The sequence below is a fragment of the Sagittula sp. MA-2 genome, from assembly GCF_030126985.1.
In the GTDB taxonomy this organism is placed as follows: Bacteria; Pseudomonadota; Alphaproteobacteria; order Rhodobacterales; family Rhodobacteraceae; genus Sagittula.
Window position 1 is genome coordinate 620,192 of sequence record NZ_CP126145.1, and the last position, 14,208, is coordinate 634,399.

11 protein-coding genes are annotated in these 14,208 nt (G+C 67.2%); 8 read left to right on the forward strand and 3 right to left on the reverse strand.

Going from position 1 to position 14,208, the window contains the following annotated elements:
* Nucleotides 1-112 precede the first annotated feature (112 nt).
* On the forward strand, nt 113-1,912 hold the full coding sequence (gene nhaA, locus QNI11_RS03200) for a Na+/H+ antiporter NhaA (RefSeq protein WP_283982315.1): 1,800 nt from the start codon (nt 113-115) through the stop codon (nt 1,910-1,912).
* Between the two features lie 52 nt (nt 1,913-1,964).
* Here the strand turns inward: nhaA and prpE are convergent, their stop codons facing one another.
* Complete coding sequence (gene prpE, locus QNI11_RS03205; protein WP_283982316.1) at nt 1,965-3,854, reverse strand: propionate-CoA ligase PrpE; 1,890 nt, start codon at nt 3,852-3,854, stop codon at nt 1,965-1,967.
* Nucleotides 3,855-4,149: 295 nt separating this feature from the next.
* Here prpE and QNI11_RS03210 point away from each other — a divergent pair, with 295 nt between their 5' ends.
* Complete coding sequence (locus QNI11_RS03210) at nt 4,150-5,058, forward strand: hypothetical protein (RefSeq protein ID WP_283982317.1); 909 nt, start codon at nt 4,150-4,152, stop codon at nt 5,056-5,058.
* Nucleotides 5,059-5,076: 18 nt separating this feature from the next.
* Here QNI11_RS03210 and QNI11_RS03215 read toward each other — a convergent pair whose 3' ends face one another.
* Nucleotides 5,077-5,508 (reverse strand): hypothetical protein, encoded by a 432-nt coding sequence (locus QNI11_RS03215; protein WP_157814928.1) that lies wholly within the window; start codon nt 5,506-5,508, stop codon nt 5,077-5,079.
* Between the two features lie 136 nt (nt 5,509-5,644).
* Nucleotides 5,645-7,936 carry an NADP-dependent malic enzyme gene (locus QNI11_RS03220; RefSeq protein WP_283982318.1) on the reverse strand — a complete coding sequence of 764 codons (2,292 nt, stop codon included), beginning with the start codon at nt 7,934-7,936 and terminating at the stop codon, nt 5,645-5,647.
* A gap of 192 nt (nt 7,937-8,128) precedes the next feature.
* Here QNI11_RS03220 and QNI11_RS03225 point away from each other — a divergent pair, with 192 nt between their 5' ends.
* From QNI11_RS03225 to QNI11_RS03250, 6 genes are all read left to right on the forward strand, one after another.
* Nucleotides 8,129-8,533 (forward strand): cytidine deaminase, encoded by a 405-nt coding sequence (locus QNI11_RS03225; protein ID WP_100927888.1) that lies wholly within the window; start codon nt 8,129-8,131, stop codon nt 8,531-8,533.
* On the forward strand, nt 8,530-9,822 hold the full coding sequence (locus tag QNI11_RS03230) for a thymidine phosphorylase (protein ID WP_283982319.1): 1,293 nt from the start codon (nt 8,530-8,532) through the stop codon (nt 9,820-9,822). The genes QNI11_RS03225 and QNI11_RS03230 overlap by 4 nt, the downstream gene beginning before the upstream one ends.
* Complete coding sequence (locus tag QNI11_RS03235; protein WP_283982320.1) at nt 9,819-11,030, forward strand: phosphopentomutase; 1,212 nt, start codon at nt 9,819-9,821, stop codon at nt 11,028-11,030. Before QNI11_RS03230 ends, QNI11_RS03235 begins: the two co-directional genes overlap by 4 nt.
* Before the next feature lie 50 nt (nt 11,031-11,080).
* Nucleotides 11,081-12,052, forward strand: coding sequence for an adenosine deaminase (locus tag QNI11_RS03240; protein WP_100930850.1), 972 nt, complete (start codon nt 11,081-11,083; stop codon nt 12,050-12,052).
* Nucleotides 12,049-12,681: a uracil phosphoribosyltransferase gene (gene upp, locus QNI11_RS03245; RefSeq protein WP_100927885.1), complete on the forward strand. Its 633-nt coding sequence runs from the start codon at nt 12,049-12,051 to the stop codon at nt 12,679-12,681. The genes QNI11_RS03240 and upp overlap by 4 nt, the downstream gene beginning before the upstream one ends.
* A 178-nt stretch (nt 12,682-12,859) precedes the next feature.
* Entirely contained in the window at nt 12,860-14,182 is a 1,323-nt protein-coding gene (locus QNI11_RS03250) for an SPOR domain-containing protein (protein WP_100927884.1), read from the forward strand.
* Nucleotides 14,183-14,208 lie beyond the last annotated feature (26 nt).

Consider the following 14,208-nt stretch of genomic DNA (forward strand, 5'->3'; position numbering starts at 1 on the left):
ACCTTTTCGCAGGTATCTGTGTCGCAGGGGAACGGGGCTTGCTCGTCGCGGAAATGGTGCCATGTTGCGCAGCGATGGGGCCGCGTGGCCCGGGACTACTTGAGGGCTGCGCATGGTGCACCAACTCTCCCGCCCGTTCGATGCGGAGAACGACATTCTTCTGGGCGAGGCCGGTGGCCGTGTCGAGATCACCTGGTACGTCGATTACACCTGTCCGCACACCCGCCGGATACGCGACATCCTGAGACGGTCGCCCGCCCGGTTCGGACGCGACGGGGCTTCGGTCGCCGTCAGGTTCATCATTCCGCACAACGACGAGGACGGTGCAGCCATCGCCGCGCGGGCCGCCGTCGCCGCGCACCGGCAGGACCGGTTCTCCGACATGCACCGCGCACTGTTCGATGCGCCGCCGGACTACTCCGTCGAAACGGTGGAGGAATTGGCGCGCGACCTCGACCTCGACATGAAACAGTTCCGGGAGGACATGGCGGAGGCCGACGCCAAGCTGGAGGCCGACCGCGACTCGCTTGGCGACACTTCCGACCTGCACATGCCGCTGATCTTCATCGACGGACGCTTCTACGAAGGGGCGTGGGACGAGACCGCGCTGATCGAGGCCATCGAGCAGCCGCTGGGCGTGCGCCTGTCGCTGGCGGGCAACGACTTCTTCCACTGGGCGGCTTCGGCGGGCCTGGTGCTGATCCTCGCCACGCTGGCGGCGCTGGTGGTGGCCAACATCGGCTGGCACGACGCCTACGAGGAACTGCGCGAGACAGACTTCACCCTGATGTTCGGCGAGCGGAGTTTTGCCCTGCCGCTGGAGATGTGGGTCAACGACGGTCTGATGGCGCTGTTCTTCCTGCTTGTGGGCATCGAGATCAAGCGGGAGTTCGTCTTTGGCGAACTCAGCGACCGCGACAGGGCGATCATGCCGATCATCGGCGCGCTCGGCGGGATGATCGTGCCTGCGCTGCTGTATACGGCGGTCAACTTCGGCGGCGATGCGGCGCATGGCTGGGGCGTGCCCATGGCGACCGACATCGCCTTCACGCTGGGGATCATGGCGCTTCTGGGGAACAAGGTGCCGACCTCGCTGAAGGTGTTCGTCTCGGCGCTGGCGATTGCCGACGACCTGGGCGCGATCCTCGTCATCGCGGTTTTCTATGGCGAGGGGTTCCACCTGACGCAGTTCCTTTTCGCCTGTGGCGTTACGGGCGTGATGGCGGTGCTTGCGGTGGGGCGGGTCTACAACCGGATGCCCTACATGCTGCTGGGCGTGGTGCTGTGGTACTTCATCCACGAAAGCGGGCTGCACGCGACGCTGGCGGGCGTGATCACCGCGGCGGTCCTGCCGTCGCGTCGGCCGGCGGACGGGCGCAGCGTCGCCATGCAGGCCGTGGCTATCGTCGACGGCGAGGAGGACACGGAGAACATGAACGACTCTGCCGTGCGGCGGCTGCAGAACGCGGTCGACCGGCTGCGCGAACCGGGCTTTCACCTGCAGGAGGCGCTGGAGGCCTATTCGAACTTCATCATCCTGCCGCTCTTCGCCTTCTTCAACACCGGGCTGCTCATCATCGGGTCGAGCTTCTCGCCCTTTGCGCCGGAAAGCCTGGGGGTGATGCTGGGGCTCTACATCGGCAAACCGCTGGGGATCGTGGGCATCGTCTGGCTGGCGACGAAGCTGGGCATCGCCCGCCTGTCGTCGGAGATCAGCTGGACACAGATGGTCGGGGCGGGCTTCCTGGCGGGGGTCGGGTTCACCATGTCGATCTTCATCAGCTCTGCCGCCTTCGAGGGCGGGCAGCTGGAAAGCGTAAAGCTGGCTGTGCTGATCACCTCGACCGCGGCGGCGATCACCGGGTCGCTGATCCTGTGGTTCGCCCCAAAGATCGGCGGCAAGGCGGAATGACAAAGGCCCGGCGCGCGGCCGGGCCTTTGGGGAACGCTGTGGATGCGCCGCGTTACTTCGCGTAGCCGAGGGTCTGCAGCGCTTCCCTGATCTCGTCGAGGATGGCGGGATCGTCGATGGTGGCGGGCGTCTTGAACTCTTCGTTGTCGGCGATCTTGACCATCGTCGCGCGGAGGATCTTGCCGGAGCGGGTCTTGGGCAGGCGGTCGACCACGCAGGCCAGTTTGAACGCCGCCACCGGGCCGATCTGGTCGCGCACCAGCTTCACGCATTCCTTCACGATTTCCTCGTGCGGGCGGTTCACACCGGACGACAGGCACAGGAAGCCCAGCGGCAACTGCCCCTTGAGATCGTCGGTCACGCCGATCACCGCGCATTCGGCCACGTCCGGATGGCTGGCGAGGACCTCTTCCATGCCGCCGGTGGACAGGCGGTGGCCCGCGACGTTGATGACGTCATCGGTGCGCGCCATGATGTAGACATAGCCGTCGTCGTCGATCATGCCCGCGTCGCCGGTCTCGTAATATCCCGGGAAGTGGTCGAGATAGGCCTTGCGGAACCGCGGTTCGGCGTTCCAGAGCGTCGGCAGCGTGCCCGGGGGCAGCGGCAGCTTCACCGCGATGGCGCCCAGTTCGCCATTGGGCATCGGGTGGCCGGCCTCGTCGAGGATGTGGATCTCGTACCCCGGCATCGGCACGGCGGGAGAGCCGAGCTTCGTCGGCAGTTCCTCGATGCCCAGCGGGTTGCCCGCGATGCACCAGCCGGTTTCGGTCTGCCACCAGTGGTCGATCACCGGCACCTTTAGCTGCTCCTGCGCCCATTCGATGGTCGCCGGATCGGCACGTTCGCCCGCAAGGTACACGGCGCGCAGGCCGGAGAGGTCGTATTTGCCGACGTATTCGCCCTTCGGATCCTCGCGCTTCACCGCGCGGAAAGCGGTGGGCGCGGTGAAGAAGCTCTTGACCTTGTGCTCGGAGATGACGCGCCAGAAGGTGCCCGCGTCGGGGGTACCTACCGGCTTGCCCTCGAAGACGATGGTGGTGTTGCCGTGGATCAGGGGGCCGTAGCAGATGTAGCTGTGGCCCACGACCCAGCCCACGTCCGAGGCAGCCCAGAACACGTCGCCGGGATCGACGTTGTAGAGGTTCTTCATCGACCAGTTCAGCGCCACGAGGTGGCCGCCGGTGTGGCGCACGACACCCTTCGGCTGGCCGGTGGTGCCGGAGGTGTAGAGGATATAGGCTGGGTGGTTGCCCTCCACCGGGACGCATTCGGCGGGCTGCACGCCGTACTGGAAGCCGTGCCAGTTGTAGTCGCGTCCTTCGACCAGCGCCGCCACTTCCTGTTCGCGCTGGAAGATCACGCAGAAGTCGGGCTTGTGCTTCGCCTGGTCGATGGCGGAATCCAGCAGCGGTTTGTAGTGCACGACGCGGCCCGGTTCCATTCCGCAGGAGGCTGCAATGATCGCCTTTGGCTGAGCGTCGTCGATGCGGACGGCCAGTTCGTGCGCCGCGAAGCCGCCGAACACCACGGAGTGGATCGCGCCGAGCCGCGCACAGGCCAGCATTGCCTCCAGCGCCTCGGGGATCATCGGCATGTAGATGATGACGCGGTCGCCCTTCTCGATCCCCTTGGCGCGCAGCGCGCCGGCCAGCATGGCGACGCGGTTGCGCAGCTCGACGTAGGAGATCTCCCGCTTGGTGTGGGTGATCGGGCTGTCGTAGATGATCGCGGTCTGTTCGCCGCGGCCCTGTTCGACGTGCCGGTCGACCGCGTTCCAGCAGGTGTTGACCATGCCGTCCGCGAACCATTCGTACAGGTTGTTGCCCTTGTCGAAGAGGGCCTTGGAGGGCTTCTGCGTCCAGTCGATGGCCTCTGCGGCCTCCATCCAGAATGCCTCCGGGTCGGCTTTCCAACCCTGGTAAACCTCGTTGTAGCCCATGGTGTCCTCCTCTCGGGTCTCCCTCTTGCATAGCGGCTTAGGCGGGAGGCGGCCTTTCAGGCAAGACTGTTGGCGTCGGTCAGGACAGATTACCGCAGAGACTTTGCGATTCTCGCGTGTTTGACCCTGCAAATATTTGCAAATCCGCGGAAAACAGACAGGTTTTCTGCGAAGATTTCCTGAATTTGCAAACTTCGGGGTGCGTCGGTGCAAAGTTGCTGAGTCGGTTGGCCGGACGCTTGACCGGGCGCGCGGCCCGTGGCCTCCTCCGGTCATGAGAGCGGCGAAGACAGGTTTGGCCACGCGCGTGGCGGTGGGGGCTCTGGTGCTGGCCCATGCGGCGGGTGGGGCGCGGGCGGACTGGACGTACCAGGCGGGACCGGAAGAGGGACGGCACGCGGGTTTTGTCTGTGCGGAGGGCACGGGGGAGCGGTCGGGTGAACGGCTGTGCTTCGGCCTGTCGTGCAACGCGGGCAGCGCACTGGCCTTCGGGATGAGCGCCGAGGGCGCCGCCGACCTGCTGGCGCGCTCGGAGGTCGACGTGCAGATCTTTGCCGGGCCGCGCGTGCTGGCGCCCCTGAGCTTCCACACCATCGGGTTGGGCACCTTCGAAGCGCCGCTGGAAGAGGCGCATCTGCCCGGGCTCGAACGGCTGAAGGCGGGCACCCGGATGGAGCTGCGCTACTGGGAGGCCTACGACGCGCCGCCGGCGGTCTGGCGCTTTCCGCTGACCGGGTCGCGCACCACAATCGAGACGCTGGAACAGGTCTGCCCGATGCCCGATTTCGCCGCGCAGGAAAGGGCGGCCCGCACCGAGGCCGATCCGGGCGCACAGGTGCTGGCCGACATGCGCGAAGCCTGCGCCGTCCTTGGCGGAGAGGTCACGGTCGGCGCGGGCTATGCCACGCCCATCGACCTCGACGGGGCAGGGGCGGAAGACCTGGCGTTGAACCATGGCGCGCTGTCCTGTTCCGCGGCCGAGGATCTGGTCTGCGGACCGGCGGGGTGTCTGCGGTCGGTCTGGCAGGCGCAGGAGGACGGTCAGTTCCTGCGTGTCTTCCTGAACACCGCGCAGGGCATTACCGCGGAGGCACCGGGCAGCCTGCGCTTCACCTTCTCGGGGTCGCTGTGCGGGCGCGTCGGCGCGGGACCCTGTGAACAGGTCTGGTCGCTGCTGGACGGAGAGATGGCGCCCGCGGAGTGATCCCGGGACGCTGCCGGGTCAGGAACAGGGGTGCTGGGTGACGTAGGCGGCGTAGATCCAGCCGTCGATCAGGATGCCTGCCTTGTCCGCCCTGACCTTCAGCCAGTTGCCGTCGAGGTCGTATGCATAGACCAGTTGCCCGTCGAAGAGCTTTTCCTTCATGGCGCTGTCGGTGGTGTGCGAGTGGCGCACGGCCAGCCATTTGTCCTGCGTTCGGGCGACGTTCACCGTGCCGCAGATGAAAGCGCCGCGGGTCAGGTCCACCCGGTCGCCGGTCGTCGCCTTGCTTTGCTCGGGGGCGGCGACGATGATCAGGACGGTGAGCGAGGCCGCCACGAAGACCAGAAAGACACCGACCTGAACGATGGGCGTGTTGTCCCGGAACAGCAGGTAAATCAGGACGAACATGCAGGCGACGATCAGAGCGGACAGCTTCCAATTGTCAGTCACGGCGTCAACCACCGCGGGAAGTAACTTCAGCAGGTCGTACATGGCAAGACGGCCCTGTGGAAACACGAAAAGAAACGACGACAGCATACTCCGGGCTGTCTTGGGGTCAACCGTTGCGTGTTCCCGCAGGGGGTCTTTAGCTGTAGTGCTGCACCGGGGTTCCGGCAATCGCGGCCATGTTCAGAAGGCCGCGGGGCGTGATCGCGGGCGTCACGATATGCGCGCGGTTGCCCATGCCCATCAGGATCGGCCCGACCTCGAGCGCGCCGGCTTTCATCTTGAGGATGTTGCGCACGGCAGAGGCGGCGTCGGCCTGTCCGAAGACCAGCACGTTGGCGCTGCCCTGCATCCGGTTCCCGGGCAGCAGGCGGTCGCGCAACTCGGGGTCGAGCGCGGCGTCGACGTTCATTTCGCCCTCGTAGCAGAAGTCGCATTCGCGGGCGTCGAGGATCTCCAGCGCCTCGCGCAGGCGGGGGCCGGAGCCCTCGGTCTGGTTGCCGAAGGACGACTGCGAGCAAAGCGCGATGTTCGGCTTCAGGCCAAAGCGGCGGACGTGGCGCGCGGCCCCGATGGCCGAGAGGGCAAGCTGATCCGGGGTCGGTATCGGATGGACGTGGGTGTCGGCGATGAACAGCGGCCCGTCCTCGAGAATCATCAGCGAGAGCGCGCCCTGCGGATGCAGGTGCTTGTTGCCCAGGACCTGCCGGATGTAGTTCAGGTGCCAGCTGTATTCGCCGAAGGTGCCGCAGATCATCGAGTCCGCCTCGTCGCGGTGCACCATGATCGCCGCGATGGCGGTGGTGTTGGTGCGCATGATCGCGCGGGCGAGGTCGGGCGTCACGCCTCGCCGCGACATGATCTGGTGATAGGTCTCCCAGTAGTCGCGGTAGCGCGGATCGTTTTCCGGGTTCACGACGTGGAAGTCCTGATCGGGCCGGATCTTCAGGCCGTAGCGTTCGCAGCGGGCCTGCATGACCTCGGGCCGCCCGATGAGGATCGGCGTCTCGGTCGTCTCTTCCATGATCGCCTGCGCGGCGCGCAGCACGCGCTCGTCCTCGCCCTCGGCAAAGACGATCCGGCGGGAGGCGGTCAGCGCGGCCTCGAACACCGGGCGCATCAGCAGGGCCGACTTGTAGACCGACGCATCGAGGCGCCGCTTGTAGGCGTGGATGTCGTCCATCGGGCGCGTCGCCACGCCGGATTCCATCGCGGCCTTGGCCACCGCGGTCGACACGACGCCGGACAGGCGCGGGTCGAAGGGTTTGGGGATAAGGTAGTCGGCGCCGAAGGTCAGCTGCTCGCCCCGATAGGCGGCGGCGGCCTCGGCGCTGGTGGTGGCGCGGGCGAGGGCGGCGATACCCTCGACGCAGGCGATCTCCATCTCGTCGTTGATCGTCGTGGCGCCAACGTCCAGCGCCCCCCGGAAGATGAACGGGAAGCACAGCACGTTGTTCACCTGGTTGGGGAAGTCGCTGCGGCCGGTGGCGATGATCGCGTCGGGTTTTGCCTCGCGGGCGAGGTCGGGCATGATCTCGGGCGTCGGGTTGGCAAGTGCGAAGATGATCGGCTTGTCCGACATCCGTGCCACGTGTTCCGGCATCAGAACGCCGGGGCCGGAGAGCCCGAGGAACAGGTCCGCGCCGTCGATCACGTCGTCAAGCGCGCGCAGGTCGGAGGGTTGGGCGAACTCCGCCTTCTGCGGGTTCATGTCCTCGGCCCGGCCCTCGTAGACCAGCCCGTGAATGTCGCAGAGCCAGACATTCTCGCGCTTGACGCCCAGCTTCAGCAGCATGTTCAGGCAGGCGATGCCCGCCGCGCCGCCGCCGGTGGAAACGACCTTGATGTCCTCGAAGGCCTTGCCCGCGACGTGCAGCGCGTTGGTGGCCGCCGCGCCGACGACGATGGCCGTGCCGTGCTGGTCGTCATGGAAGACGGGGATGTTCATCCGCTCGCGGCAGATCCTCTCGACGATGAAGCAGTCCGGCGCCTTGATGTCTTCGAGGTTGATGGCGCCGAAGGTCGGTTCGAGCGCGCAGACGATGTCGGCCAGCTTCTCGGGGTCGGGTTCGTTCACCTCGATGTCGAAGCAGTCGATGTTGGCGAACTTCTTGAAGAGGACGGCCTTGCCTTCCATCACCGGCTTTGACGCCAGCGCACCGATGTTGCCCAGACCCAGGACCGCCGTTCCGTTCGATACCACCGCCACGAGGTTGCCGCGCGTGGTGTAGCGGGCGGCGTTGGCCGGATCGGCCTTGATCTCGAGGCAGGCCTCGGCGACGCCGGGCGAATACGCGCGGGAGAGGTCGCGCCCGTTGGCCAGCGGTTTCGTCGCACGGATCTCGAGTTTCCCGGGTTTGGGGTTCTCATGGTAGAACAGAGCCGCGTCGCGCAGGGTCTCCTTGGCGGTGTCGTGCTTTGAATCGCTCATCGGACGGCCTCCTCTCAATATTGGTTCAGCGTTAAACCAATGTCTCGCGCGATGGGTCTTGTGGCAGGGCGATACAGCCTCGGACCCTTTCCGACAAGGCTTTTCACGGTCCCCGGGTGACGCGCAGAGAAGGGTTGCAAATGGCGGGGCACAGGGGAAACATGGCCGGACCTGACCAATGAGAGGACCGTCATGTCTCTGGCCGATGCCGCGCGCAGCGTGCGTGAAAATGCCTATGTGCCCTATTCGCATTTCAAGGTGGGTGCCGCGCTGAAGACGCCCTCCGGCGCCGTGCACGTCGGCTGCAACGTGGAGAACGTGGCCTATCCCGAAGGCACCTGCGCCGAGGCCGGGGCGATTGCCGCGATGGTCGCCGCGGGCGAGACCGAGATCGTCGAGGCCTACGTGATCGCCGACAGCCCGCACCCGGTGCCGCCCTGCGGCGGCTGCCGCCAGAAGTTGATGGAATTCGCGAAGGGCGGGGTGAAGGTCACGCTGGCGACGGTCGACGGGCAGGAGTTCGTGACCACGGTGGCCGACCTGCTGCCGGGCGCCTTCACCAACACGCACATGGACAAGGCAGGCGGGGAGGCATGAGCGACGCGCGCGCCGTCATCGCCCATTTGAGGCGGGGAGAGGAGCCCTCTGCCCGCGACCTCGCGTGGTTCGCGCAGGGGCTGGCCGATGGCACGGTGAGCGCGGCACAGGGCGGGGCCTTTGCCATGGGTATCTGCCTGCGCGGCCTTTCGGAGGCGGGCCGGGTCGCGCTGACGCTGGCCATGCGGGATTCGGGGCGCGTGCTGGACTGGGACCTGCCGGGTCCGGTGGTCGACAAGCATTCGACCGGCGGCGTGGGCGATTGCGTGTCGCTGGTGCTGGCGCCGATGCTGGCGTGCTGCGGCGTCTACGTGCCGATGATCTCGGGCCGGGGGCTGGGCCACACGGGCGGCACGCTCGACAAGCTGGAGGCGATCCCCGGCTATTCGGTGTCACCTGATGAGGACCGCCTGCGCGCCATCGTGGCCGAGGTAGGCTGCGCCATCGTCTCGGCCAGCGCGGACATCGCACCGGCCGACAAGCGCCTTTACGCCATCCGCGACGTGTCGGGCACGGTCGAGAGCCTCGACCTCATCACCGCCTCGATCCTGTCGAAGAAGCTGGCGGCGGGGTTGCAGGCGCTGGTGCTGGACGTGAAGTGCGGCTCCGGCGCGTTCATGAAGACGCCGGAGGAGGCGCGCGCGCTGGCGCAGGCGCTGGTCGGCACGGCGAACGCTGCCGGGTGCCCCACCACGGCGCTCCTCACCGACATGTCGCAGCCGCTCGTGCCCTCGCTCGGCAACGCGCTGGAGGTCGATATCAGCATGGAGGTGCTGACCGGCGCCCGGAAGGGGCCGCTGCGCGAGCTGTCCGTGGCGCTCGGGGCAGAGCTGCTGGCGACGGCGGGTGTGCAGGACGGCACGACACGGCTGGAGGCATCGCTCGACAGCGGTGCCGCGGCAGAGCGGTTCGGCCAGATGGTCTATGCGCTCGGCGGGCCGCTCAGTTTCGTCGAGGACTGGCGCCGCTTCCTGCCGGAGGCCCCGGTGATCCAGGAGGTCACGGCGCGCGAAAGCGGGGTCGTTGCCGCCATCGACGGCGAGGCGCTCGGCCTGACTGTGGTCGACCTCGGTGGCGGACGGCGGGTGGAGACGGATGAGGTCAACCCGGCGGTGGGCCTGACCGAGGTTGTCCGCTTGGGGCAGCGGGTCGAGAAGGGGCAACCGCTGGCCCGCGTGCACGCCGCCCGCGAAGGGCAGGCCGACCGCGCGGCGGCAGCCGTGCGCTCGGCCATCGTTTACGGCGACGCGCCCAAGCCGCGCGACGCGGTGCTGGAGCGTGTGGCATGACCCGCGCCTTCCTCGTGGTGATGGATTCCGTGGGCATCGGCGGCGCGCCGGACGCGGCGGAGTTCTTCAACAACGGTGTGCCCGACACCGGCGCCGACACGCTCGGCCACATCTTCGACGCCTGCGCGCGCGGGGAGGCCGAAGACGGGCGAAGCGGCCCGCTCTCGCTGCCCGTGCTTGCGGGGCTCGGTCTGTTCCATGCCGCCGATCTTGCAAGCGGCGGGGGTAGGGTGGGCCTTCGGGCCACCCCGCCTGTCGGGACATGGGGCGCGGCGACCGAGGTCTCGCAGGGCAAGGACACGCCCTCCGGCCACTGGGAGTTGGCCGGTCTGCCGGTGCCGTGGGATTGGAACTACTTCCCCGACACCGTGCCGGCCTTCCCCGACGACCTGACCGCGAAGGTCTGCGAGATCGCCGGGACCGACGGCATCCTCGCGAACTGCCACGGCTCCGGCACGGTGATGATCGAGCGCTTCGGGGAAGAGCACGTCCGCACGGGACGGCCCATCTGCTACACCTCCGCTGACAGCGTGTTCCAGATCGCCGCGCACGAGGCGCACTTCGGCCTCGACCGGCTGTACGACCTTTGCGAACGGCTGGCCCCCATCCTGCACGATATGAAGGTGGGGCGGGTGATCGCGCGGCCCTTCGTGGGCGAGGCGGGGAACTACACGCGGACGACCAACCGCCACGACTATGCCATCCTGCCGCCCAGCCCGGTGCTGACCAACTGGGCGCAGGACGCGGGCCGTGCGGTCCATGCCATCGGCAAGATCGGCGACATCTTCTCCATGACCGGGATCGACACCGTGGCCAAGGGGGCGGACGACACGCTGATGGAGCACCTGCACGACGCGGTCGAGACGATGCCCGAAGGGTCGTTCACCTTCGCCAACTTTGTCGAGTTCGACTCGCTCTACGGCCACCGCCGCAACGTGTCGGGTTATGCGCGGCACCTCGAATGGTTCGATGCGGGCATTGGGCGGCTCCTGCCGAAGCTGAAGGACGGCGACCTGCTGGTCATCACCGCCGACCACGGCAACGATCCGACCTGGACCGGCACCGACCACACGCGAGAGCGGGTGCCGGTTCTGATCGCCGGGCGCGGCGCGGGCGAGATCGGACAGGTGGGCTTTGCCGATGTCGCGGCCAGCATCGCGGCACATCTTGGGGTCCCCTCGCAGGGACCGGGAAGGAGTTTCCTGTGAAAGATCCGGATTGGCGCGCGGACGAGGAGACCCTCGACCGCATCGGGAAGATGCCGAAGGTCGAGCTGCACCTGCATTTCGAGGGCGCTGCGCCGCCGTCGTTCATCCGCGGGCTTGCGAAGGAAAAGAAGGTCGACCTGAGCCGGGTCTTCCGGCCGGACGGCTCCTACGACTACCGCGACTTCTGGCACTTCCTCGAGGTCTACGAGGCCGCGACCTCGGTCCTGAAGACGCCCGAGGACTTCGCCCGCCTCTGCCGCGCGGTGCTGGAGGAAAGCGCCGCCAAGGGCGTGGTCTATTCAGAGACCTTCCTCAGCCCCGACTTCTGCGGTGGCGGCGACGTGTCGGCGTGGAAGGACTATCTGTTGGCGATCCGTGAAACCGCGGAGGCGGCGGAGCGCGACCTGGGCATCACCCTGCGCGGCATCGTCACGGCGATCCGTCATTTCGGCCCAGACAAGGCCCGGCAGACGGCGCTTTGCGCGGCCGAGACGGCGGGCGACTGGCTGACCGGCTTCGGTCTTGCCGGGGACGAGAAGAAGGGCAAGCAGCGCGACTTCGCCTGGGCCTTCGACTGCGCGCGGGAGGCGGGGCTGCGGCTGACCAGCCACGCCGGCGAATGGAACGGCCCGCAGGAGGTGCGCGAGGCGGTCGAGGACCTAGGCGTCGAACGCATCGGCCACGGCGTCCGCGCCTGGGGCGACCGCGCCTTGGTGGACATGCTGGCCGAGCGCGAGATCGTGCTGGAGGTCTGCCCGGGCTCCAACGTCTTCCTCGGGGTGTTCCCCTCGCTCGCCGCGCATCCCATCGCCAAACTGCGCGATGCGGGCGTGAAGGTCACGGTTTCGACCGATGATCCGCCATTCTTCCACACCACGATGCGCCGGGAGTTCGAAGACCTTGCGAAGACCTTCCATTGGGACGAAGAGGTGTTCGAGGAGCTGAACCGGACCGCGCTCGACGCCGCTTTCTGCGATGCGGCCACGCGCGACGCGGTCCTGAAAAGACTGGAGCCGAAATGACCCAACACCTGACCGTCGTCGATCACCCGCTGGTGCAGCACAAGCTGTCGATCATGCGCAACAAGGACACCTCCACCGCGTCCTTCCGCCAGCTCCTGCGGGAAATCAGTCACCTCCTGGCCTACGAGGTCACGCGCGATCTGCCCCTCACCAACGTCCGTATCGAGACGCCGCTGTGCGAGATGGACGCGCCGATGATCGAGGGCAAGAAGCTGGCGCTGGTGTCGATCCTGCGGGCGGGCAACGGTCTGCTCGACGGTATTCTGGAGCTGATCCCGGCCGCACGGGTGGGCTTCATCGGCCTCTACCGCGACGAGGAAACGCTGCAGCCGGTCCAGTATTACAACAAGCTGCCCGCCAACATGGAGGATCGGGTGACCATCCTCGTGGACCCGATGCTGGCGACGGGCAATTCCTCTGCCGCTGCGGTCGACCTGGTGAAGGCCGCGGGCGCGAAGGAGATTCGGTTCCTGTGCCTTCTGGCGGCGCCCGAAGGTGTGGCGCGGATGCAGGAAGCGCACCCTGACGTGCCTGTCGTGACCGCCGCGCTCGATCAGAGGTTGAACGAGAAGGGCTATATCGTTCCCGGACTGGGCGACGCGGGCGATCGGATGTTCGGGACGAAATAGTCCGTTTCCAAGCTGAACCTTGTTACAGCCCCCAAAATAAGGCGATTCTGCGACAAGCGGCCACAACCGCTTGTTTATCCACAGGAGTCCAGTGGAAATTTAGCGAAAGCAATGTTCTCAAAGCTTTACAGGTCAAAGCTGAGATTGCATTGTGCGAGTCACATCTGTGGGGGCAGACATGACGTTAAAGAAACTGGCGGTCTACGCCATTATTGTGTCCAATTTTGCGGGCTTTGCGCAGACTGCCAGCGCGCAGGGCCAGATTCCGGCGAACTTTCCGCCTGCCAGCTACACGGGCAAGCAATTCGTGGACAATGACGGCTGCGTGTTCGTACGCGCGGGATTTGACGGCAACGTCACATGGGTGCCGCGCGTCACGCGGCAGCGCAAACCGATCTGCGGACAGACACCGACCATGGGCGGCAACGTGACGGCTGCGGCAACGGTCCGCACGCCGGGCGCACCGCCTCCGGTGCAGATCACGGTGGACACCCCGCCGGCGGCCGCACCCGTGGCGGCAGCGCCTGCGCCGGCCGCGACAGCACCGCGCAGGGTGGTGCGCAGCACGACGGCGACCGTGCCGAATTACGCACCTGCACCGCGCGTGGTCATGGCACCCGCGTCGAAGCCGGTGACGGCGGAGCCGCCGCGCATCGTGCGCCCCGTGCCGACGACGACGGTCCGCACCGTCGCGCCGGCCAGCACGCGGGTCGTGGTTCCGGCGCGCGAAGCCTGCCTCGCCGGCAAGACGACGCGCCGTGTCGGCAACCGGACGGTCTCCGTCCGTTGCGGGCCCCAGAGCGCGCCGCATGTGACCGAGATCCGCCGCGGCGAAGCGCCGACCGCTGGCAAGAACGTCTACTACAACCGCAATTCGTGGCAGGGGTCTTCGCTGGCGCCCGATACGCGTATCGTCCCGCGCCACGTGTATGAAAGCCGCGACACGCAGATCGCCTCGATCCCGGCGGGGTACAAGCCTGCCTGGGAAGACGACCGGCTGAACCCCTACCGGGCGATCCAGACGGTGGCGGGTCATCAGGCGACCCAGCAGATCTGGTCCAACCAGGTGCCGCGCCGCCTTATCTCTCAGGCGAACAAGCGCCAGCCGTTCCCGAAGAACCTCTGGACAGCGCGCTACCGGCATGAGGTGAAGGCACCGGACATCGCCTACGTCGCGAACCAGACCTATCCGCCGGTCGACGTGCAGATCGCCTACGCGGCGCAGGCACCGTACCGCACCGATGTCCTGTCCACGCGCGGCAACGCGGGCGCATCCGGCGGCGGCTTCGTGGAGATCGGCGTCTTCACCACCAGCGACAAGGCGGCTGCGGCCTCTGCCCGGCTGGCGGCGGCAGGGTTCCCGGTGCAGGCGGCCAACGTCACGCACCGCGGCCAGTCCGTGCAGCGGCTGCGCGTCGGTCCCTACGGCACCGATGTTGCCGTGAACGCAGCGCTCGCCGCGGTGCACCGCAGCGGCTACACACAGGCCTACGTCCGCTGAGCCGGACCTGAGACACAAGCCCGTTC

Bases quoted from the DNA above. Each gene is read 5' to 3' on its own strand.
- nhaA (WP_283982315.1), top strand. From the start codon at position 113: ATGGTGCACCAACTCTCCCGCCCGTTCGATGCGGAGAACGACATTCTT.
- prpE (WP_283982316.1), bottom strand. From the start codon at position 3,854: ATGGGCTACAACGAGGTTTACCAGGGTTGGAAAGCCGACCCGGAGGCA.
- QNI11_RS03220 (WP_283982318.1), bottom strand. From the start codon at position 7,936: ATGAGCGATTCAAAGCACGACACCGCCAAGGAGACCCTGCGCGACGCG.
- QNI11_RS03225 (WP_100927888.1), top strand. From the start codon at position 8,129: ATGTCTCTGGCCGATGCCGCGCGCAGCGTGCGTGAAAATGCCTATGTG.
- QNI11_RS03230 (WP_283982319.1), top strand. From the start codon at position 8,530: ATGAGCGACGCGCGCGCCGTCATCGCCCATTTGAGGCGGGGAGAGGAG.
- QNI11_RS03235 (WP_283982320.1), top strand. From the start codon at position 9,819: ATGACCCGCGCCTTCCTCGTGGTGATGGATTCCGTGGGCATCGGCGGC.
- QNI11_RS03240 (WP_100930850.1), top strand. From the start codon at position 11,081: ATGCCGAAGGTCGAGCTGCACCTGCATTTCGAGGGCGCTGCGCCGCCG.
- upp (WP_100927885.1), top strand. From the start codon at position 12,049: ATGACCCAACACCTGACCGTCGTCGATCACCCGCTGGTGCAGCACAAG.
- QNI11_RS03250 (WP_100927884.1), top strand. From the start codon at position 12,860: ATGACGTTAAAGAAACTGGCGGTCTACGCCATTATTGTGTCCAATTTT.